Below are 19,897 nucleotides of genomic sequence, written 5' to 3'. Positions count from 1 at the left end.
CGCCGCAGTTTGTCGGCAAGGGCACCGCCGATGCCACGTGTCCCGCCTGCAATCACCACTGTGCGCATACTTCATCGTTGGCTTCTGTCGGCCCACTCGAAAGAAGGCACATCGATGTCACCGGCACTGCAGCTACCCGTGACCCCGGCCGACCGCGCGGCGTGTCCGGCAACCGACGTGCTGCGCCGCGTAGGCGAGAAGTGGAGTGTTCTCGTTCTCGCGGTGCTCCGCGAACGCCCTCATGGCTTCAACGAACTCGACCGCACCATTCACGGTCTGAGCCGACGCATCCTCACCCGCACACTGCGCACCCTGGAGAGCGACGGGCTGATCAGCCGTCAACAGACACCGGAGCGTGTCGAATATGCGCTCACCGACCTGGGCCGCTCACTTCTGCCACTGGTCATCGCCGTCGGCGAATGGGCAGTCGCGCACGCCTCCGACATCGAGCAGGCACGCGCTCGGATGCATGGATGAGCCACGAGAACCGGCGCAGAGAAGCTGCGTCGCACCTCGGTTTCGACCTCGCACCTCTCGCAGATCACCGGTGACCGCGTCCCGTTGCCTACGTCCGTCGGTGATAGTGGTTGCGACGCGGGAGCTGGTCGGCGTCGAGCCAGGCCGGCGGTATGAATTCGGGGTGGTTGTCGTCGCCGAGCCGCACGGTCCAGTCGTTGTGGTGGAGGTGTCGGTGGTGGTGGCCGCAGAGTAGGACGGCGTTGTTGAGGTTGGTGGGGCCGCCGTCGGCCCAGTGGTGGATGTGGTGGGCGTCGCACCAGCGGGGTGGTCGGTCGCAGCCGGGGAAGGCGCAGCCGCGGTCGCGGAGCACGAGGGCGCGGCGTAGTGGGCCGGTGATGAGGCGGCGTTGTCGGCCGAGGTCCAGTGGTTGGCCGGTGCTGTTGAGGACGGCGGGCAGGATCGCGGCGTCGCAGGCGAGTCGGCGCACCGTTTCCGGTGTGAAGTGCAGGCCGAGGTCGAGCGCCCCGTCGCCCAGCTGCCGGGTCAGCGTGTCGTAGCTGGTGGTGACGACGATCTGGGCGGGGTCGCCGCCGTGTTCGGGTAGCTCACCGGTGCGCAGGGCGAGGCGGCACACGTCGGCGAGGGCGTCGTGGCGGCGCTGGCCGGCGCAGCGCTGGTCGTCGGGGCCGGCGGGTGCGCTGAGGGGGTCGATGGCGGCGCGCAGCAGCGCGGCGGCTTCCACGTCGAGGGTGCCGGTGAGGCGCAGCCGACCATCGGTCTGCTCGGAGATGGTGAGGTGCCGGTCGCGCGTCGCCCGGGCGGCCTCGGCGTCGAGTGCGGCGCGGGCGGCGGCGTCGGCGATGTCGGGGGCGACGTGGTCGAGGATGCGGGTGCCGAGCTTGCGCAGCAGCATGGGATCGAACTGCCCGGCCCAGTCGACCAGCACACCGACGGCCTTGTCGGCCACCTCCGGCCCAGCGGTCGACTGCACAGTGCTCACGGTGTCGGCGATGACCCGCACCTGCTCCACGCTGACCGCGCCGGCCGCCAGCGCGCCCCGCACGGCCGTCGGGGCCGCGTCAACGCAGAGCGCGAGATCGACCAACCGGCGGGCCGCCGGAATGGTCAACCGCAGTCGCTCGCGCAACCAGACCGCTGTGCTGGACGCGCCCTGCGCGACCGCCGTGCCCCGACCGTCCACCTCGCGCACCAACGCCAGCTTCACGGCGGCGAGACGCTGCTCCAAGCGGTGTGCGGCGTCGAGCGCCGCGATCAGCTCATGCTCGGTGAGAGGCCAGGCGGCCGCGTCGGTGCAGGTCGCCACCGCACTCTCCGCCCGCGCCAACTCATCGATCACATCCAAACTCTAGAACAGGTGTACGACAAATTACGGCCCTGCGAGAAGCGAGGCCCGGCCGGTCAGGCGTTGTCGTCGTCGGGGGTGCGCTTGGCGCGGCTGGGCTGCACGCGCTTGGGTTCGCCGGGCATCTTCGGGTGGTCCGGCGGGTACGGCAGGTCGCCCTGACCGGCGGCGGCGTCCCGGTCGGCCCACTCCAGCAGCGGGGTGATGTCCCACGGTGCGTCGTCGATGCCGGCGTGCGGGTCGCCGCGCTCGGCGAGCCGGGCCGGAACGGTGCGCAGGTCGAAGTCGTCCGGGTCGACGTCGGGCAGCTCGTCCCAGGTGACCGGGGTCGAGACGGTCGCCCGGGCGTTGGCCCGCAGCGAGTACGCGCAGGCGATCGTGCGGTCGCGCGCCATCTGGTTGAAGTCGACGAAGACGCGGCTGCCGCGTTCCTCCTTCCACCACGCGGTGGTGACCAGGTCGGGGTGGCGGCGTTCCACCTCCCGGGCGAGCGCGATGGTGGCCCGGCGCACCTCGGTGAACGTCCAACGGGGCTGGATTCGCAGGTAGACGTGCACACCTCGGCCGCCGGAGGTCTTCGGCCAACCGGCCACGCCCAGCTCGTCGAGGAGCGCACGAACCTCCCCGGCGGCCCGGGCCGCGTCGGCGAAGTCGGTGCCGGGCTGTGGGTCCAGGTCGATGCGCAGCTCGTCGGGCCGGTCGGCGTCGGCGGCGCGGACGGGCCAGGGGTGGAACACGATGGTGCCCATCTGCGCCGCCCAGGCCACGTGTGCGAGGTCGACCGGGCACAGCTCCGCCGCGCTCCGACCGCTGGGGAAGGTGATCTGCGCGGTCGTCACCCAGGGCGGCACCCCTCGGGTCGGCACCCGCTTCTGGAAGAACGCCTCACCCTCGACGCCCTCGGGGAAGCGTTGCAGCGTTGTGGGCCGGTCCCGCAGGGCGCGCATGATCGCGTCGCCGACGGCGAGGTAGTAGTGGAAGACGTCCGCCTTGGTGAACCCCCGCTGGGGGAAGATCACCCGATCCGGACTGCTCAGCCGTACGCTGTGCCCGGCCACCTCGACCTCGGTGACCGCTGCCTTGGTGCCAGCCATCCCGCGACCTTATGCCACGACCCCGACCTTCGACGTACCGTTGACGGGTGAGTCTTGACGACAATGAGCTGCCCCGCACCGACGACGAGTGGCGGGTCCGACTGACCCCCGAGGAGTTCCACGTCCTACGGGAGGCCGGCACCGAGCGACCGTGGACCGGCGAGTACGTGGACACGAAGACCCAGGGCGTCTATCACTGCCGAGCCTGCGGGTTGGAGCTGTTCTCCAGTGACACGAAGTTCGACTCGCACTGCGGCTGGCCGAGCTTCGACGACGCCATTCCGGGCCGGGTGAAGGAAATCGAGGACCGCACCCTCGGCATGGCGCGCACGGAGATCCGCTGCGCCCGCTGCGACAGTCACCTCGGGCACGTCTTCCACGGCGAGGGCTTCACCCCGAAGGACACCCGGCACTGCGTCAACTCGGTCTCCATCAAGCTGGAACCCCGCTGACCAGGGCACCCCGGGGCATAACCACGCCCGGGGCATAACCACGCCCGGGGCATAACCACGCTCAGGGCGTACCCCTCAACAGCTCGACCTCGGCGGTCCGGGACTGCTCGATGCGCCGGGCCAGGTCGCGGACCCGCTCGTTGCGGCCGACGTCGACCTGGGCCCGGGCCAGGTCGGCTGCCGACCGCTGGTGGTCGGCGAGCACCTCGCGCAGCACCCGGTCGACGTCCGCGTCCGGCGCGGTCCGCAGCCGGTCGAGCGCGGCGTCGTCGCCGTGCCCTTCGTGGTGGTGGGCGGCCGCGCTGGCGCCGGGCCCGGTAGTGGGCAACCAGCCGCGCATCGCGGCCAGCTCGTCGGCTTCGGTCGCCTCGATGGCGGCGGCCAGGGTGCGCAGCGCGTCGTCGCGCAGCCGGTCGGAAGCCAATCGGACGATCTGCAGGGTGCGTTCGCTGTGCCCGACCATCGTGCTGAGGAACACCACGTCGATCCCGCTCATCGTGGCGGCGTCGATCGTGTCCCCGGCCGGGGCGGCACCGGCGCCTGAGGCTCCGGCATCCGCGGACCCGGCCGGGGACGCGGGCGCCGGTTGCGGCCGGGTTGACGAGTTCGACGTGGGCGACCCGGCGCAGCCGCCGGTGAGCAGCAGAGCGGCGACCAGGGACGCCAGACGGGTACGGCGAGGCATGCCGGGTGCTCCGTTCACGCGAGGGCGGCGAACACGGGTGCGGCCATGGGCCGCACCCGTGCGGTCAGACCTGTTGCCAGAGCGCCGGTACGTTCGGCGGCTCCCAGCCGGGAATCGCGGTGTGCGCCTGCCGGCAGCGGTAGGTGGCTCCGCCGTAGGTGACCTGGTCGCCGACCTGGTACGCCCGACCCGTCGTCCAACTGCCGCCCGGCGCGGGCGGAGTGGTCGGCGTGGCGGTCGGGGTGGGCCGTGGGGTGGGTGAAGGGGTGGGGGTGGGCGTGGGGGTGGGGGTCGGGTTCGACCCGCCGCCGCCGATCTGCACGTCGATGCAGGAGTAGAAGGCGTTCGCCGTGTCGGAGATGTTCCACACCGCGAGGATCTTCTGCCGGCCGGAGAAGCCGCCGAGGTTGACGTTGTGCGAGACGGTGGCGCCCGGCTGCTGGTTGTTGCCATTGACCACGCCGACACGGGTGTTGCCGATCCAGTACTCCCAGTTGCTGGTGGCGTGCCGGGCGGTGTTCACCCAGGTGAAGGTCAGCGAACTGCCCACCGAGGTGGCCGGCCAGCCCCGGCTGTCGTCGTTGAGGACGGCGAACTGGGCGATTCCGGCGTTGCAGCTGCGCAGGCCCTTGGGGCCCTCGACGCTCTGCGGCTCGTACTTGATCTGCCCGCAGTCGGGCACCCGGCCCTGCGCGCAGAGCGCCTGCCGGCTGGGTGGGGCGGAGACGTAGCCGTGCGCCTGCGCGGGGGCGGCGACGGTGAGGGTGGCGGCGACAGCACCCGCCGCCACCAGCGGAATGGTCATTCTTCGACGCATCGGGGCAGCTCCTTCTCCAGGTACGGTGGGTGCCCCTCAAGGTAATTTAAACTTTGTTAACAGTAAAGACTCCCATCGATAAATCCATCGATGGTGGCGAGTTTTCCCTCAGATCCGGAGCAGGCTCCCCCGGTCGTCGACCTGGTCGGCTGACTCGTCGTCCAGCCAGACGCCGCCGGTGGCGAGGTAGCGGAACCGGTATTCACCCGGGGGAAGCTTCACGGTCACCGTCCGGGTGCCATCGCGGCGGGTCACCATCTCGTGCCGGCCCGGCTCCCACCCGTTGAAGGAGCCGACCACGCTCACCGGGCCGGGCGGGGCGTCCCGGGGGAGGCAGAAGGTGACCCGGGTCTGGTTGCCGAAGAGCTTGTTGCGCTTGATCACTGTGATCCTCCGGGGTTGCGGCGGTTCACCCCACACAACGGACAACACGCCGACGCCGACACGCCGCCACGACTCCTGCACCTCGACATTTCGCCTCGCGAGCCGCCGAGCCGAGAGCAGTCTGTAGACACATGTCGTGATATGGGAGGTTTCAGTGGCAACGTGTGAGGTCTGCGGCAACGACTACTGGATGGCGTTCGAGGTGCGCACCGTCAGCGGTGACGTACACACCTTCGACTCGTTCGAGTGCGCGATCCACCGGATGGCACCGATCTGCGAACACTGCCAGATCAAGATCGTCGGGCACGGCGTCGAGGTCAACGGCCGCTTCTTCTGCTGCGGGCACTGCGCCCGTGCCGTCGAGGGCGACGTGGGCGCGGAGATCCGCGACGCCGTCGGCGCACGCCCGGCCTGACCAGGCCTGCGGTACGGTCGTCCCCATGCGGCCACTGCTGGGCGTCCTGCCCCCGCCGCGCTCCTGAGCGGAGCGCCGCGCCTCTCGCCGATCGGGTGACCTGACCCGACCCGGCTCGCTGCCGTACGCGCTCCGTCGACGTCGTCCCCGTCAACGGCTCATCCTTCGGAGCGCATCCGTGTCCGTTTCCCGTACCGTGCAACCGGCTGCCTCGGCGCCGGCCGTCGACCAGGCCCGCACCGGCCTGATCCAGATCACCGTCACCGGCGTGCTGTGGGGCACCACCGGTGTGGCGGTGCAACTCCTGCACGACAGCACCGGGCTCAGCCCGGTGAGCATCGGCTTCCACCGCCTCGCGATCGCCGCGCTCGTCCTGCTGGCGTGCACCGCCGGTCGGCTCGGCGCGATCCTGGCCACCCTGCGCGCGGCACCCGTACCCCTGCTGCTCACCGGCGTCGGCCTCGGCCTCTACCAGGCGCTCTACTTCGCGGCCGTGGCTTGGGCCGGCGTCAGCGTGGCCACCGTCGTCAGCCTGGGCCTGGCCCCGGTGCTCGCCGCGGCCTGGGAGTCGGCGCGCGCCCGACGGATCCCCGGCCCGCTGCGTCTCGCCACGCTGGTCGCGGCCGTGGTCGGTCTCGCCCTGATCACCGGGGCGACGGCGGACCCGACCGCCGCAGCGCCCGCGCCGCTGCTCGGCCTGCTCGCGGCTGCCGGCTCCGGCCTCGGGTACGCGGTGACGACCCTGATCAGCCGACAGGTGTCGCAGCGCGTCGCACCGATGACGCTGACCACCATCTCCACAGTTGTCGGAGCGCTGACCCTGGCGCCGTTCGCCGTGGTCGCCGGGGTGAGCGTGCCGGTACGCCCCGACACGGTGGCACTGCTGCTGCACCTCGGCGTGGTCACCACCGCGGTGGCGTACGCGCTGTTCTACGCCGGGCTGCGCACCACCCCGGGCAGCGTCGCCGCCGTGCTGACCCTGCTCGAACCGCTCACCGCCGCGGCGCTGGCGGTGGTGCTGCTGCACGAGCCGCTTCCACTGCCGGTCGTCGCCGGCGGCGTCCTGCTGCTCACCGCCGTGGCCGCCACCTACCTGGCACCTCGACGGGGCACCAGGTGAGGCGGCCTACCATCGTCGGATGCCCTCGCAGACCACCGAGATCCGGACGGCCTCCTTCGCCGACCTGAACACCCGCACCTTCCACGACCTGCTCAAGCTGCGCATCGACGTGTTCGTGGTGGAGCAGAACTGCCCGTACCCGGAACTCGACGGGCGCGACGTCGAGCCGGGCACGCGGCACCTCTGGCTGACCGACGGCGGCGCGCCGCTGGCGTACCTGCGGATCCTGGCCGACCCGGACGGCACCGCCCGGATCGGTCGGGTGGTGGTGGCACCGGCGGCGCGCGGCGGCGGGCAGGCCGGCCGACTGATGACCGCGGCGCTGGAGGTGGTGGGCAACCGGCCCTGCGTGCTGGACGCCCAGTCGCACCTGGTCGCCTTCTACACCCGGCACGGCTTCGCGGTCAGCGGCCCGGAGTACGTCGAGGACGGCATCCCGCACACGCCGATGCGACGCGGTGCCATTGACGTCTGACGATCGAGCTGGCATGGTGCCGGGTAGAGCCATCGCAGGAGCCAGCGAGTAGGCGCGGGAGTGGGCAACTCCCGTCGGTCCGGGTGTCGTCGTCCGACCTCATCCCCCCGGGGGCTCCATGTCCACTCTCATCCGATCACGACGCGTGTTCTGGTTGTTCGCCATCGCGACGGCCGCCGCGCTCCTGTTGACCACCGCGCTGACCACCATCCAGGCCAGGCCCGCCTCCGCGCACGGCTCGGTCGTCGACCCGGCCTCGCGCAACTACAGCTGCTGGCAGCGCTGGGGTGACGACTTCCAGAACCCTCGCATGGCCACCGAGGACCCGATGTGCTGGCAGGCCTGGCAGGCCGATCCGGCCGCCATGTGGAACTGGAACGGCCTGTTCCGTGAGGGCGTGGGCGGCAACCACCAGGGCGCCGTTCCCAACGGCCAGCTGTGCAGCGGCGGGCGCACCCAGAGCCCTCGCTACAACTCGCTGGACACCATCGGCGCCTGGAAGACCACCTCGGTGTCGAACAACTTCCGGCTCCGCTTCTTCGACCAGGCCAGTCACGGCGCCGACTACATCCGGGTGTACGTGACCAAGCAGGGCTTCAACGCGCTCACCGAGCCGCTCGGCTGGGACGACCTGGAGTTGGCCGGCCAGATCGGCAACACCCCGGCGTCGCAGTGGAACCCGGACACCGGTGGCGTCTCCATCCAGATCCCGGTCAACGCGTCGGGACGCACCGGGCGGCACATCGTCTACACCGTCTGGCAGGCCAGCCACCTGGACCAGTCGTACTACCTGTGCAGCGACGTCGACTTCGGCGGTGGGTCGACCACCCCGCCACCGACCACTCCCCCGCCGACGACCCCGCCGCCCACCACTCCCCCGCCCACCACCCCGCCGCCGACCACCCCGCCGCCGGCTGGGGCCTGCACGGCGACGTACCAGGTGACCGGTCAGTGGTCCGGTGGCTTCCAGGCCGACGTGAAGGTGACCGCGGGCGGTTCACCCACAAAGGGCTGGTCGGTGAGCTGGAACTACGGCAACGGCCAGCAGGTCACCTCGTCGTGGAACGCGACGGTCAGCGCCAACGGCACGCTGGTCACCGCACGTAACGCCAACCACAACGGCACCCTCGCCGCCGGAGCGAGCACCACGTTCGGTTTCCTCGGCTCGTGGAACGGCAGCAACCCGGTTCCGCTGGTCTCCTGCACGACGACCAGTTGACCCCCGTCCGGTGCCGCACCCGGGCGGGGGTGCGGCACCGGCCGGCGGGCCCGAAGCGTGCGTCCCGGCTCAGACCAGGCAGCGTCCCGGGCTCAGACCAGGCAGTTGACGATCTCGGCGACCGAGCGCCGGCGGCCGGTGTAGAAGGGGACCTCTTCCCGGACGTGCCGGCGGGCGCCGGACGCGCGCAGGTCCCGCATCAGGTCCACGATCCGGTGCAGTTCGTCGGCCTCGAAGGCGAGCATCCACTCGTAGTCCCCGAGCGCGAACGAGGCCACCGTGTTGGCCCGGACGTCCGGATAACCGCGCGCCATCTTCCCGTGCTCGGCGAGCATCTCGCGCCGCTCGGCGTCGGGCAGCAGGTACCACTCGTAGGAGCGGACGAACGGGTACACGCAGATGTAGGGGCGGGCCTCCTCCCCGGCCAGGAACGCCGGGATGTGGCTCTTGTTGAACTCCGCCGGCCGGTGCAGCGCCATCTGCGACCAGACCGGGGTCAACGCCCGCCCCAACGTGGTGCGGCGGAACCGCAGGTACGCGTCCTGGAGCGCGTCGGGGGACGCGGAGTGCCACCAGATCATCACGTCCGCGTCGGCGCGCAGACCAGCGACGTCGTACACGCCCCGGACCACCACGTCCTTGCCGGCCAGCTCGTCGAAGAGGGCCACGACCTCGCTGGTGACGTTGTCCCGCAGTGAGGGCAGCGGCGCGCTGGCCCGGAACACCGACCACATGGTGTAGCGGATGCTGTCGTTGAGCTCCCGCAGGCGGGCCGCGTTGGTCTGCTCGGTCATCTCGCCGATCCTCCCAGTGCTGTGACGATCTCCTCGGCCGCCGTCTCGCCGGAGCGGACGCAGACCGGGATGCCGACGCCGTCGTATCCGGCGCCGGCGAGGACCAGTGTGGGGTGCGCGGCCCGCAACGCCGTGCGCGCGGCGGCGACCCGGTCGGCGTGCCCGGGGGCGTACTGGGGCAGCGCCCCGCCCCACCGCTGCACGTGCCCGTCGACCGGGGCCGGCAGCGGGGTGCCGAGCACCGCCGAGAGCTCTCGATGCACGGTGGCCGCCAGGTCCGCGTCGGGGCGCTGGAGATGCGCCTCCTCGCCGTACCGGCCCACCGAGGCGCGCACCAACGCCACGCCGTCCGGCCGGCGCAGGTGCCCCCACTTGGTGGTGAAGAAGGTGGCGGCCTTGATCAGCAGCCCTTCGGTGCTCGGCACCAGGAAGCCGGACAGCTCGGGCAGCTGCGGCTGCGGCACCGCGAGGGTGACCAACGCGACGCTCGCGTAGTCCAGCTCGCCGATGCCCGCCGCCGCCACCGGGGCCGGGCCCGCGAGCAGCCGGGCCGCCGGTCGCGCCGGCACCGCCAGCACCACGGCGTCCACGTCGACCAGCTCAGGGTCACGCGTCGGGCCGACAGTGAGCCGCCAACCCGTGTCGGTCGGGGTCAACTCGCGGACGGCGGCGTCCCGTCGTACCGTCGCGCCGCTGGCCGTCACGGCGGCCTCGATCAGGGTGCTGAGCCCACCGACCAGGGTGCCGAAAACCGGGGTGCCGGGCGCGCGCGGCGCGGCGGCCTGCGCGGCCCGGACCGCACCGGTCAGGGTGTGCTCCACCCGGGCCGTGCGGGCCAGCGCCGGCATCGTCGTGACCAGGGAGAGGTCGTCGGCGCGGCCCGCGTACACGCCGCCCAGCATCGGGTCGACCAGCCGCTCGACCACCTCGTCACCGAAGCGGGACCGGACCAGCGCACCCACCGAGACGTCCGCGTCCGGCCCGACCAGCGGCCGACCACCGTCGGTGTCGGCGCCCGCGAGGGGGCGGGCGACCGACGTCACCCGGTCCAGATCCCCGGGTACGCCCACCAGCGTGCCGCCCGGGATCGGGCGCAGCCCTCCGTCGACGACCAGCGCGGCCTGCCCCACCGTGGGGTGCACGATCTTCTCGGCGAGACCGAGCCGGCGGGCCAACGCCACCGCCGCGCTCTCGGCGCCCGCCGGGTCGCGCATCAGGAACGACTCGGCGCCGAACTCCACCGGCTGGCCGGCCAGCTCACCGGTGCGCAGCTTGCCGCCCAGCGCGCCGGACTGCTCGTACACCGTGATCTCGGTGCCGGCCGGTGCGCAGTCGCGCAGGCGGACCGCGGCGGCCAGCCCGGCGATCCCGCCGCCGACCACCGCCACCCGCCAGGGCTGCCGCATCGCCGGTCAGCCCTGGTCGGCCCGGCGGCTGGACAGCTCGTGCACCAGCGCGACCACCCGGGTCAGCACATCCGGGTCGGTTTCCGGCAGCACCCCGTGACCGAGGTTGAACACGTGCCCGGGAGCCGCCCGGCCCTGCTCCAGAATCCGGCGCACCTCGGCCTCGACCACCGGCCACGGCGCGAGCAGCACGCACGGGTCCAGGTTGCCCTGCACCGCCTTGTCCGGGCCGATCCGGCCGGTGGCCACGTCCAGCGGGGTACGCCAGTCGACACCGACCACGTCCGCGCCGGCCTCACCCATCGCGCCGAGCAACTCGGCGGTGCCCACCCCGAAGTGGATCCGCGGCACCCCGGCGTCAACAAGCCCGCTCAGCACGGCGGTCGAGTGCGGCAGCACGAAACGGCGGTAGTCGGCCTCGGAGAGCGCCCCGGCCCACGAATCGAAGAGCTGCACGGCTGACACACCGGCGTCGATCTGCACCCGCAGGAAGGCCAGCGTCACCTCGGCCAGCCGGCCGCAGAGCGCGTGCCACAGCTCCTCGTCGCCGTACATCAGGGCCTTGGTCTTCGCGTGGGTCCGCGACGGCCCGCCCTCGACCAGGTAGCTGGCCAGGGTGAACGGCGCGCCGGCGAAACCGATCAGCGGGGTGTCACCCAGCTCGACCACCAACTGCCGGACGGCCTCGTCGACGTACCAGACGTCGTCGCGGGTGATCGGGCGGATCCGCTCCACGTCGGCGGCGGTGCGGATCGGCTCGGCGACGACCGGACCGGTGCCCGGCACGATGTCCAGGTCGACGCCGGCCGCGGCCACGGGCACCACGATGTCGCTGAACAGGATGGCCGCGTCCACCCCGTGCCGGCGCACCGGTTGGAGGGTGATCTCGGTGACCAGCTCCGGGCGGCGGCAGGACTCCAGCATCGGCACGGTCGCCCGGATCTCCCGGTATTCCGGCAGCGAGCGGCCGGCCTGGCGCATGAACCAGACCGGGGTGTGCGGGCCGGGCCGGCGTCGGCAGGCCCGAATGAAGGGCGAGTCGGCCGGTCCGCCGGGGCGGGATTCTCCGTCTCGGGCGACAGTGCCCGTGGTGTCCGTGGTCATCGCCGCAATCGTGCCACGCCCACCACCCCCACCCGGGTGGGGGTGAGATGAAGGGCACCGTTCCTTACGCCCGGCGCCCTTCATGAGCGTCGGCGCGCCGTCGAAGCGGGGGACGGGCGGCGGCATAGGCTGCCGACATGGCCCCCCCGATCGCGCTCCCGGAGACGTTCGCCCGCGCGGTCGCCGGGCTGCGGTCGGCGGCCCCCCGGCCGGAGATCACCCTGGAGGAGGTCGGCGCCCCCCAGCGGCTCGCCCCGTACGCGTTCGCGCTCTCGGCGGCCGTGCTGCGCGACGGCGACGAGGTGGCCACCGGCCGGCTGATCCTGCTGCACGACCCGGTCGGGCACGAGGCGTGGCAGGGCACCCTGCGGTTGGTCACCTACGTGACCGCCGAGTTGGAGGTCGACCTGGCCGCCGACCCGCTGCTGCCCGGGGTTGGCTGGACGTGGCTGACCGACGCGTTGGACGCCCAGGACGCCGGCCACCGGGCGATCGGCGGGACGGTGACGCAGACCATGTCGACCCGGTTCGGTGACCTCGCCGGCCCACCGACAGTCGGCGACATCGAGATCCGCGCCTCCTGGACGCCGGTCGACGACGACCTCAGCGCGCACCTGCTCGGCTGGTGTGCGCTGCTCGCCTCCACGGCCGGGCTCCCCCCACCCGGCGTGACGGCCCTGTCCGACCGCCGCCCCGCCGGCGCAGCCTGACCCGGCGAGGGGCGGCGGAGGGCTACAGGTAGTTCTCCGCCTCGTCGCAGACCTTGTCGAGGCCCTTCATGGCCGCGTCGTAGGCGGCCTTGTTGCCGGCCGACGCCGCTCCCAGCGCGGTCGTCAGCTTGTCCAGGCAGCTCGCGATGACCGTCTTCTGCCGGGCCTGCTCGTCACGGTCGTTGCGGGTGCCGGTCAGGTCCTGCTCGGTGTTGTCGAGCTTCGCCTGCATCGTCCCCAGGTCGGCCTTCAGCCTCGTGATCTCGGTGGCGTTGGCGGCGATGGTGCCGTCGCGCTGGCTGACCTGACCGGTGAGACGCTTCTCGGTGCGGTTCAGCTCGTTGTTCTTCGTCACGAACAGCCCGGTCATCACGCCGCTGACGACGAAGAGCAGCGCGGCCACCAGGGCCAGCACCAGCACCGCGCGCCCCCGCCCGGCCGCAGGCGCACCGGGAGGGCCGTACGGCGGCCCGTATCCCGGGCCGGAGACCGGCGGCGCGGACATCGGCGGCCCGTACCCGGGGCCGGAGACCGGGGGCACGGACATCGGCGGCGCGGACATCGGCTGGCCGGTGTACGGCGGGGCGCTGGCCGGGTAGCCCGGCGACCCCTGCGGCATGCCGTACTGGGGTGGCACGGGAGGGTTCGCGGGGTACTGCGGCGGGGCCTGTCCCGGCGCGTACGGCTGCGGGGCGGGCTGGGCGACCGGGTGTGGGACGGTCGGGTCGGCGTTTGTCGACTGCCAAACGGCCTGCTGTGGAACGGTCGGTTCAGCGCCGGACGGACCGTCCTGGGGACCTACGGCGTGCGCCACGGTCCGGTCGGGGTCGGGGGGCGTCGGAGAGGCCGGCGGGACAGCCTGCGACTCGGGCGATGGTTGGGACATCTTCATTCCTCCAGATGGGCGCGCCCGCCTCGGCAGGCGCGGTGACGTGCTGCGAAGAGATCGCCTGATGCCGGCTGATCAGCCGGGTCGGCGATGGATCGGCGATGGGTCGGCAATGGCCGTGGGTGGTGCGTGCGGCCGGCGGCGTCGCCGGTCGCCGGTTCAGCAGATCTTGAAGCCGTCGCAGGCGACCTTGATCGGTACGGCCAGCCCGATGCCCTCGGCGTTGCGCGCCTTGGCGGTGGCGATGCCGACAACCTCCTTGCTGCCGTTGATCACCGGCCCGCCGGAGTTGCCCGGGTTGATCGGGGCGTCGAACTGGATCGCCGGGCCGGACCCGCCCTGGGCCGGCCGCAACGCGCTCACCACGCCGGTGGTCACGCTGTCCTCCAGGCCGAGCGGCGCGCCGACGACGACGATCTGCTGGCCGGACTTCGCCGCGGCGGGCGCGGTGACCAGGCCGCTGAACTTGCCGCTGGCACGCAGGTGCGCCACGTCGTTGGTCTTGTCGACCTTGACGATCGTCGCCGGGAAGCGCTGGCTGGTGCGCTCCAGGAACACTTCGCGGCCACCGCCGTCCCAGACCGCCTCGACCACGTGGAAGTTGGTGAACAGGTTCGTCCCGCCGCCGCTCGCCGGCTTGCCCACCGCGAACGCGGTGCCGGTGAACTCACCGGCCCGGACCCGGAACACGCTCGGCAGCACCGCGCTGGCCACCGCCTCCGGGTTGAACGCGGCACCCGCCTGCTTCTCCAACGTCTCCGCGCGCTTGTCCAGGCTGTCGAGGCGGGCGAGGTCGCCGTCCTGGGCCTGCGCCAGCCGGCGGTCGGTGTCGGCGAGCCGGTCGCCGACCCGGTCGAGCTGGTACGCCTGGAGCCCGGCCACCGCCGCGAGCACGACGACGGCCACCGTGGCGAGCACGGCCGGCCACCGACGACGGGTGGGCCGGTCGGCCGGCGGGGAGGCTGGCCAGTGCGCGGGGCCGCCGGGGTAACCGGCGGTCGTGGAGGGCCCAGTGCCGGCCGGACCGGGCGGCGGATAACCGGCCACGCCCGGAAACCCGGGTGCGGCCGGCGGATAGGCGCCGGGGCCGGGGGCGGCCGGCGGAGCGCCCGGGCCCTGGTGCCCGGCGCCGCCGAACGGGGTCGGCGGCGGGCCCCACTGCCCGGTATTGGGCGGGACGGGACGCTCGGGGCGGGGTGCGGGGACGGGTCGGGCCTGGTCCGTGCCGCCCGAGGGGGGCGTGGACCAGGCCGAACCGGGTTGGGGCTCGATGCGCGGTGGCAGCGGACCGGGTCGGCCGGCCATCGACCCGCTCGCGTCGGCGGGTTCGGCACCCGCCGGTCGCCCGTCCCCCGAACCGAAGCCAGCCGTCATGATCGCCGTGCCTTTCCCGTGGTCTTCCCGCCGCCGTCGACTCGTCGTCCCGGCCGGCGGTTCGATGGAACGTACCTGTGCGATCGGGCTTTGTCTCCCCCGATGTCCGGCATCCGAAGGACGCCTTGTGGACACCTGACCGACACACGCCGGACCGGCTGCACCCGCCGGATCATCGCGCGCACTAGGGTTGGCAGGTGACCGACGAACCACCCCTGCGCCGTCGGCCCACCGAAGACCTTCCGGGAAACGCACCCCAGCACCCGCCGTCGGCCCAGCCGCAGCTGGCAGGCGAGGGAGCCGACCCGGCCGACGGTGGGCCCGTTCCGCTGATCGCCCCGCGTGACGGCACCCCTGATCCGGTGGCCGCTCCGGCCGAGCTTGCCGAGGTCGTTGCCCGTTTCGCGGCGGGCACCGGCCCCGTCGCCCTGGACGCCGAGCGAGCCTCCGGTTACCGCTACAGCCAGCGCGCGTACCTGGTGCAACTGCGCCGGGCCGGTGCGGGTACGGCGCTGATCGACCCGCTGCCGCTGCCGGACCTCAGCACGCTGGACGCGGCGATCGGCGAGGCCGAGTGGGTGCTGCACGCTGCCAGTCAGGATCTGCCCTGCCTGGCCGAGGTGGGGCTGCGCCCGCGCCGGTTGTTCGACACCGAACTGGCTGCTCGGCTGGCCGGATTCGAGCGGGTCGGGCTGGCCGCGCTGACCGAGCAGCTACTCGGGTTCACCCTGGAGAAGCACCACTCGGCGGCCGACTGGTCGAGCCGACCGTTGCCCGAGTCGTGGCTGACGTACGCCGCTCTCGACGTGGAGCTGCTCACCGACCTGCGCGACGCGCTCGACGCCGAGCTGACCCGGCAGGGCAAGTCGGCCTGGGCCGCGGAGGAGTTCGCCGCGCTGGTCCGCACCGGGGCGCGCCCACCGCGGGTCCGCGCCGAGCCCTGGCGGCGCACGTCCGGCATCCACCGGCTGCGGGGAGCGCGGGCCCAGGCCCGGGTCCGCTCCATGTGGTACGCCCGGGACCAGATCGCCTCCCGGCGGGACGCCGCGCCCGGTCGGGTGTTGCCCGACTCGGCGATCATCGCCGCGGCCGAGCTGGACCCGAAGGACGAGAAGACCCTGCTGACCCTGCCCGGTTTCGGCGGCCGGTCGGTGCGGCGGTTGGCTCGCACCTGGCTCGCCGCGCTCGACGACGCCCGACAGCTTCCGGAGGACTCCCTGCCGGTCTCCCCGACCGTGGAGGGCCCGCCCCCGCCGCACCGCTGGGCCGAACGGGACCCGGTGGCGGCTGGTCGACTGGCCCGCTGCCGGGAGGTGGTGATCCGCATCGCCGGTGAGCACAACCTGCCGCCGGAAAACCTGATCACGCCGGATTCGGTCCGCCGGTTGGCCTGGACCCCGCCGGAGGAGCTGACCGAGGAGACGGTCGCGGAGACCCTGCGCGGTCTCAACGCCCGCGAGTGGCAGATCGGCCTCCTCACAGCCGACCTGACCGAAGCCCTGGACCCCACCCCCTGACCCCACGCTCCCGGCCTGGCGCTCGGGGGCGTGGGTCACCGGGCAGTGTGGGGTGGGCCACAGCGGGGGGTCGGGACGGGGTTGGTTACTGGCGAGTAGCATTTCGGGGGAACCTGCCCGTGTCGGCGACCCTTGGTTCAGTCCGCAGCGCCGCTCGGCGCGAAAGCCGGATCATGGTCGAATAGGAGGCTCAAGTGCCCCGTGAAGTTCGGGATGTCGTCTTCGTCGATGGCGTCCGTACCCCGTTCGGCAAGGCGGGTGGCATGTACGCCAACACCCGCGCCGACGATCTGGTGATCCGCTGCATCCGTGAGCTGCTGCGCCGCAACCCGCAGCTGCCCCCGGAGCGGGTCGAGGAGGTCGCCATCGCGGCCACCACCCAGATCGGTGACCAGGGCCTCACCATCGGCCGTACCGCCGCGCTGCTGGCGGGTCTGCCCAAGACCGTTCCCGGCTTCGCCATCGACCGCATGTGCGCCGGCGCGATGACCGCGGTGACCACCGTGGCCAGCGGCATCGCGATTGGCGCGTACGACATCGCCATCGCGGGTGGCGTCGAGCACATGGGCCGTCACCCGATGGGTGAGGGCGTCGACCCCAACCCGCGCATCATCGCGGAGAAGCTGGTCGACCCGTCAGCGCTGGTCATGGGCTCCACCGCGGAGAACCTGCACGACCTGGTCCCGCACATCACCAAGGCACGCACCGACGCGTTCGCGCTGGCCTCGCAGCAGAAGACCGCCAAGGCGTACGCCAACGGCAAGCTCCAGGACGACCTGGTGCCGATGTCGATCCGCGACGCCGAGGGCGGCTGGGGTCTGGCCACAGTGGACGAAGCCCCACGGGACACCTCGCTGGAGAAGCTCGCCACCCTGAAGACCCCGTTCCGCCCGCACGGCAAGGTCACCGCGGGCAACGCGGCCGGCCTGAACGACGGCGCCACCGCGAGCCTGCTCGCCGACGAGGCCACCGCCCGTGAGCTGGGCCTGCCGATCGCCATGCGGTTGGTGTCGTTCGGTTTCGTCGGTGTGGAGCCGGAGGTGATGGGCGTCGGCCCGATCCCGTCGACGGAGAAGGCGCTGCGCCTGGCCGGGCTCAGCATCGACGACATCGGCCTGTTCGAGCTGAACGAGGCGTTCGCCGTGCAGGTGCTCGCGTTCCTCGACCACTTCGGCATCGCCGACGACGACGCGCGGGTCAACCCGTGGGGCGGCGCGATCGCCATCGGTCACCCGCTGGCCTCCTCCGGCGTACGCCTGATGACCCAGTTGGCCCGCCAGTTCGCCGAGCACCCCGAGGTCCGTTACGGCGTGACGGCGATGTGCATCGGCATCGGCATGGGCGGCACGGTCATCTGGGAGAACCCGCACTGGACGGAGGGCAACAAGTGAGCGCGCTCGCCGCACCCAACGAGGTCGTCACCAAGGCGCTGCTGCGCCAGGTGAACGTGCCGGGGCTGGACCGTCCGGCCGCCCTGATCACGCTGGACAACGGCTTCGACCACACCAAGCCGAACACGTTCGGCCCCGGTGGTCTGGCCAGCCTGGACGAGGCGATCACCGCCGCGCTCGCCGCCGACCCGGCGTTCATCGCGGTGACCGGTAAGCCGTACATCTTCTGCGTGGGCGCGGACATCGTCGGCCTGCCGCAGCTCGCCGACCGCGCGCAGGCGCTGGAGATCGGCCGGCTGGGCCACCGGGTCTTCGCCCGTCTCAAGGACAGCACCGTCCCCACCTTCGCGTTCGTCAACGGCGCGGCGATGGGCGGCGGCCTGGAGCTGGCGCTGCACTGCCACTACCGGACGCTCTCCGGTGGTGCGGCGGCTCTGGCCCTGCCCGAGGTCTCCCTCGGCCTGGTGCCGGGCTGGGGCGGCACCCAGCTGCTGCCGAACCTGATCGGCATTCCCGCCGCCACCCAGGTGATCATCCAGAACCCGCTCATGCAGAACAAGATGCTCAAGCCGAAGCAGGCCGCCGAGCTGGGCATCGCTGACATCCTGCTGGAGCCGGCCGACTTCCTGGAGCGGTCCCTGGAGTGGGCCGCCGGGGTGGTCCGGGGTCAGGTCACCGTGACCAGGCCCGAGGTCGACAAGGACATGTGGGCGGGCGTGCTCTACTTCGCCCGGGAGACGCTGAACCAGCGGCTGCACGGCGCGGTCCCGGCCGCGTACAAGGCGCTCGACCTGCTGGAGACGGCGAAGGACGGCGACTTCGCCGCCGGCACCGCCGCCGAGGACGAGGCCCTCGCGGACCTGGTCTTCTCCGAGGAGCTGCGCAGCGGTCTGTACGCCTTCGACCTGGTGCAGCGGCGGGCCAAGCGGCCGGCCGGCGCACCGGACAAGGGCCTGGCCCGCACGATCACCAAGGTCGGCATCGTCGGCGCCGGCCTGATGGCCAGCCAGTTGGCGCTGCTGTTCGCCCGCCGCCTCCAGGTGCCGGTGGTGATGTCCGACCTCGACCAGTCCCGGGTGGACAAGGGCGTCGGCTACGTGCACACCCAGATCGAGAAGGCCGTCACCAAGGGCCGGATGGACAAGAACACCGCCGCCAAGCTGTACGGCCTGGTCAGCGGCACTGTCGACAAGAGCGCCTTCGCGGACGCCGACTTCGTCATCGAGGCGGTCTTCGAGGACCTGGGTGTCAAGAAGCAGGTCTGGGCCGAGTTGGAGAAGATCGTCTCCCCGGAGGCGGTGCTCGCCACCAACACCAGTTCGCTGTCGATCACCGAGATGGCCGCCGAGTTGGAGCACCCGGAGCGGGTGGTCGGCTTCCACTTCTTCAACCCGGTGGCGGTGCTGCCGCTGCTGGAGATCGTCCGGGGCGAGCGCACCGACGACGTCACGCTGGCCACCGCGTTCGCGGTCGGCAAGCAGCTCAAGAAGTCGAGCGTGCTGGTCAAGGATGCTCCGGCGTTCGTGGTGAACCGGCTGCTCACCCGCTTCCTGGGCACCGTCTTCGCCGCTGTCGACCAGGGCACCCCGCTGGACGTGGCCAACAGCGCACTGGACCCGCTGGGCCTGCCGATGCGCCCGTTGGCCCTGCTCCAGCTGGTCGGTCCGGCCGTCGCGTACCACGTGGGCGGCACTCTGCACGCCGCGTACCCGGACCGGTTCGGTGTCAGCGAGAACCTCAAGCGGATCGCCGACTCGGGCCAACCGATCGTGGTCGACGACCAGGTCAACGACGAGGTGGCCAAGCTGCTCGTCGTCGGTGACCAGCCGCTGACCGCCGAGCAGGTGCGCCAGAACGCGCTCGACGCGCTCGCGCAGGAGATCCGGCTGATGCTGGACGAGGGCGTGGTCGCCGAGGCGCAGGACATCGACCTGTGCATGATCCTGGGCGCCGGTTGGCCGTTCCACCTGGGTGGGGTCACTCCATACCTGGACCGGACCGGCACGTCCGAGCGGGTCACCGGTCAGCGGTTCCTGCCGCGCGGGGCGGCGAGCCTGCCGGCCTGACCGATCGCAGCACCACCGTCGCGGTGGTCGGAGCGTCCCTCGTGGACGATCCGGCCACCGCGACTGTTTGTGATCACATGGCGGCTGGCAGGGGCCTGTGCAGGGACAACGCCGGGGTCCTCGGCGGGTTAAGATCACGCGCTTTGCACCCCCAACTTGGAGC

At 72.3% G+C, this 19,897-nt stretch carries 20 protein-coding genes; 10 read left to right on the top strand and 10 right to left on the bottom strand.

Features of this window, described 5'->3' with window-relative positions:
• The first annotated feature begins 114 nt into the window (after positions 1-114).
• Positions 115-477, top strand: coding sequence for a winged helix-turn-helix transcriptional regulator (locus tag GA0070619_RS04215; protein WP_088946845.1), 363 nt, complete (start codon positions 115-117; stop codon positions 475-477).
• An 88-nt stretch (positions 478-565) separates the two neighbouring features.
• Here the strand turns inward: GA0070619_RS04215 and GA0070619_RS04210 are convergent, their stop codons facing one another.
• Entirely contained in the window at positions 566-1,816 is a 1,251-nt protein-coding gene (locus tag GA0070619_RS04210) for an HNH endonuclease signature motif containing protein (protein ID WP_088946844.1), read from the bottom strand.
• A 62-nt stretch (positions 1,817-1,878) separates the two neighbouring features.
• Positions 1,879-2,916 carry a non-homologous end-joining DNA ligase gene (ligD, locus tag GA0070619_RS04205; protein WP_088946843.1) on the bottom strand — a complete coding sequence of 346 codons (1,038 nt, stop codon included), beginning with the start codon at positions 2,914-2,916 and terminating at the stop codon, positions 1,879-1,881.
• Between the two features lie 47 nt (positions 2,917-2,963).
• Here ligD and msrB point away from each other — a divergent pair, with 47 nt between their 5' ends.
• Positions 2,964-3,368, top strand: coding sequence for a peptide-methionine (R)-S-oxide reductase MsrB (msrB, locus tag GA0070619_RS04200; protein WP_088946842.1), 405 nt, complete (start codon positions 2,964-2,966; stop codon positions 3,366-3,368).
• A 61-nt stretch (positions 3,369-3,429) separates the two neighbouring features.
• On the opposite strand, the gene GA0070619_RS04195 is transcribed toward msrB, so the two are convergent.
• From GA0070619_RS04195 to GA0070619_RS04185, 3 genes are all read right to left on the bottom strand, one after another.
• On the bottom strand, positions 3,430-4,053 hold the full coding sequence (locus GA0070619_RS04195) for a DUF305 domain-containing protein (protein ID WP_088946841.1): 624 nt from the start codon (positions 4,051-4,053) through the stop codon (positions 3,430-3,432).
• A 64-nt stretch (positions 4,054-4,117) separates the two neighbouring features.
• Positions 4,118-4,870 carry a lytic polysaccharide monooxygenase gene (locus GA0070619_RS04190; RefSeq protein WP_088946840.1) on the bottom strand — a complete coding sequence of 251 codons (753 nt, stop codon included), beginning with the start codon at positions 4,868-4,870 and terminating at the stop codon, positions 4,118-4,120.
• A 108-nt stretch (positions 4,871-4,978) separates the two neighbouring features.
• Positions 4,979-5,254 (bottom strand): isoamylase early set domain-containing protein, encoded by a 276-nt coding sequence (locus tag GA0070619_RS04185; RefSeq protein ID WP_088946839.1) that lies wholly within the window; start codon positions 5,252-5,254, stop codon positions 4,979-4,981.
• A 154-nt stretch (positions 5,255-5,408) separates the two neighbouring features.
• Here GA0070619_RS04185 and GA0070619_RS04180 point away from each other — a divergent pair, with 154 nt between their 5' ends.
• The 4 genes from GA0070619_RS04180 to GA0070619_RS04165 all read left to right on the top strand — a co-directional run bounded on the left by GA0070619_RS04180 (position 5,409) and on the right by GA0070619_RS04165 (position 8,483).
• The gene (locus GA0070619_RS04180; RefSeq protein WP_088946838.1) at positions 5,409-5,669 is read left to right on the top strand and encodes a Prokaryotic metallothionein; all 261 of its coding nucleotides are present in this window, start codon (positions 5,409-5,411) and stop codon (positions 5,667-5,669) included.
• A gap of 178 nt (positions 5,670-5,847) precedes the next feature.
• Entirely contained in the window at positions 5,848-6,789 is a 942-nt protein-coding gene (locus tag GA0070619_RS04175; protein WP_231927256.1) for a DMT family transporter, read from the top strand.
• 19 nt (positions 6,790-6,808) lie between these two features.
• Positions 6,809-7,264, top strand: coding sequence for a GNAT family N-acetyltransferase (locus GA0070619_RS04170; RefSeq protein WP_088946837.1), 456 nt, complete (start codon positions 6,809-6,811; stop codon positions 7,262-7,264).
• A 118-nt stretch (positions 7,265-7,382) separates the two neighbouring features.
• Positions 7,383-8,483 carry a lytic polysaccharide monooxygenase auxiliary activity family 9 protein gene (locus GA0070619_RS04165; RefSeq protein ID WP_088946836.1) on the top strand — a complete coding sequence of 367 codons (1,101 nt, stop codon included), beginning with the start codon at positions 7,383-7,385 and terminating at the stop codon, positions 8,481-8,483.
• 92 nt (positions 8,484-8,575) lie between these two features.
• On the opposite strand, the gene hemQ is transcribed toward GA0070619_RS04165, so the two are convergent.
• Genes hemQ through hemE form a run of 3 tightly spaced genes read right to left on the bottom strand, consistent with a single transcriptional unit; the run spans position 8,576 to position 11,787 of the window.
• The gene (gene hemQ, locus GA0070619_RS04160) at positions 8,576-9,277 is read right to left on the bottom strand and encodes a hydrogen peroxide-dependent heme synthase (protein ID WP_088946835.1); all 702 of its coding nucleotides are present in this window, start codon (positions 9,275-9,277) and stop codon (positions 8,576-8,578) included.
• On the bottom strand, positions 9,274-10,683 hold the full coding sequence (gene hemG / locus GA0070619_RS04155) for a protoporphyrinogen oxidase (protein ID WP_088946834.1): 1,410 nt from the start codon (positions 10,681-10,683) through the stop codon (positions 9,274-9,276). The genes hemQ and hemG overlap by 4 nt, the downstream gene beginning before the upstream one ends.
• Before the next feature lie 6 nt (positions 10,684-10,689).
• Positions 10,690-11,787 (bottom strand): uroporphyrinogen decarboxylase, encoded by a 1,098-nt coding sequence (gene hemE, locus GA0070619_RS04150; RefSeq protein ID WP_088946833.1) that lies wholly within the window; start codon positions 11,785-11,787, stop codon positions 10,690-10,692.
• A 137-nt stretch (positions 11,788-11,924) separates the two neighbouring features.
• Between hemE and GA0070619_RS04145 the strand changes: the two genes are divergently transcribed.
• Positions 11,925-12,497, top strand: a complete 573-nt coding sequence (locus tag GA0070619_RS04145; RefSeq protein WP_088946832.1) for a DUF3000 domain-containing protein — start codon at positions 11,925-11,927, stop codon at positions 12,495-12,497.
• 22 nt (positions 12,498-12,519) lie between these two features.
• Here GA0070619_RS04145 and GA0070619_RS04140 read toward each other — a convergent pair whose 3' ends face one another.
• Both GA0070619_RS04140 and GA0070619_RS04135 read right to left on the bottom strand, forming a co-directional pair.
• Positions 12,520-13,134, bottom strand: coding sequence for a hypothetical protein (locus tag GA0070619_RS04140; RefSeq protein WP_231927255.1), 615 nt, complete (start codon positions 13,132-13,134; stop codon positions 12,520-12,522).
• Between the two features lie 411 nt (positions 13,135-13,545).
• Positions 13,546-14,760 (bottom strand): S1C family serine protease, encoded by a 1,215-nt coding sequence (locus GA0070619_RS04135; RefSeq protein ID WP_088946831.1) that lies wholly within the window; start codon positions 14,758-14,760, stop codon positions 13,546-13,548.
• A gap of 197 nt (positions 14,761-14,957) precedes the next feature.
• On the opposite strand from GA0070619_RS04135, the gene GA0070619_RS04130 reads away from it, so the two are divergent.
• The 3 genes from GA0070619_RS04130 (at position 14,958) to GA0070619_RS04120 (ending at position 19,734) form a co-directional block, all read left to right on the top strand.
• Positions 14,958-16,277 (top strand): ribonuclease D, encoded by a 1,320-nt coding sequence (locus tag GA0070619_RS04130; protein WP_088946830.1) that lies wholly within the window; start codon positions 14,958-14,960, stop codon positions 16,275-16,277.
• A 194-nt stretch (positions 16,278-16,471) separates the two neighbouring features.
• A complete protein-coding gene (locus tag GA0070619_RS04125) occupies positions 16,472-17,668 on the top strand; it encodes a thiolase family protein (protein WP_088946829.1) in 1,197 nt (398 codons plus the stop codon).
• Positions 17,665-19,734 (top strand): 3-hydroxyacyl-CoA dehydrogenase NAD-binding domain-containing protein, encoded by a 2,070-nt coding sequence (locus GA0070619_RS04120; RefSeq protein ID WP_088946828.1) that lies wholly within the window; start codon positions 17,665-17,667, stop codon positions 19,732-19,734. Before GA0070619_RS04125 ends, GA0070619_RS04120 begins: the two co-directional genes overlap by 4 nt.
• Positions 19,735-19,897: the final 163 nt, after the last annotated feature.

This window comes from Micromonospora zamorensis, from assembly GCF_900090275.1.
In the GTDB taxonomy this organism is placed as follows: Bacteria; Actinomycetota; Actinomycetes; order Mycobacteriales; family Micromonosporaceae; genus Micromonospora; species Micromonospora zamorensis.
The sequence above is the reverse complement of the archived record's forward strand: the minus strand, read 5'-3'. Positions and strand labels throughout refer to the sequence as shown.

Bases quoted from the DNA above. Each gene is read 5' to 3' on its own strand.
- GA0070619_RS04170 (WP_088946837.1), top strand. From the start codon at position 6,809: ATGCCCTCGCAGACCACCGAGATCCGGACGGCCTCCTTCGCCGACCTG.
- hemG (WP_088946834.1), bottom strand. From the start codon at position 10,683: ATGCGGCAGCCCTGGCGGGTGGCGGTGGTCGGCGGCGGGATCGCCGGG.
- GA0070619_RS04190 (WP_088946840.1), bottom strand. From the start codon at position 4,870: ATGCGTCGAAGAATGACCATTCCGCTGGTGGCGGCGGGTGCTGTCGCC.
- GA0070619_RS04195 (WP_088946841.1), bottom strand. From the start codon at position 4,053: ATGCCTCGCCGTACCCGTCTGGCGTCCCTGGTCGCCGCTCTGCTGCTC.
- ligD (WP_088946843.1), bottom strand. From the start codon at position 2,916: ATGGCTGGCACCAAGGCAGCGGTCACCGAGGTCGAGGTGGCCGGGCAC.
- GA0070619_RS04135 (WP_088946831.1), bottom strand. From the start codon at position 14,760: ATGACGGCTGGCTTCGGTTCGGGGGACGGGCGACCGGCGGGTGCCGAA.
- hemE (WP_088946833.1), bottom strand. From the start codon at position 11,787: ATGACCACGGACACCACGGGCACTGTCGCCCGAGACGGAGAATCCCGC.
- hemQ (WP_088946835.1), bottom strand. From the start codon at position 9,277: ATGACCGAGCAGACCAACGCGGCCCGCCTGCGGGAGCTCAACGACAGC.
- GA0070619_RS04215 (WP_088946845.1), top strand. From the start codon at position 115: ATGTCACCGGCACTGCAGCTACCCGTGACCCCGGCCGACCGCGCGGCG.
- GA0070619_RS04145 (WP_088946832.1), top strand. From the start codon at position 11,925: ATGGCCCCCCCGATCGCGCTCCCGGAGACGTTCGCCCGCGCGGTCGCC.
- GA0070619_RS04165 (WP_088946836.1), top strand. From the start codon at position 7,383: ATGTCCACTCTCATCCGATCACGACGCGTGTTCTGGTTGTTCGCCATC.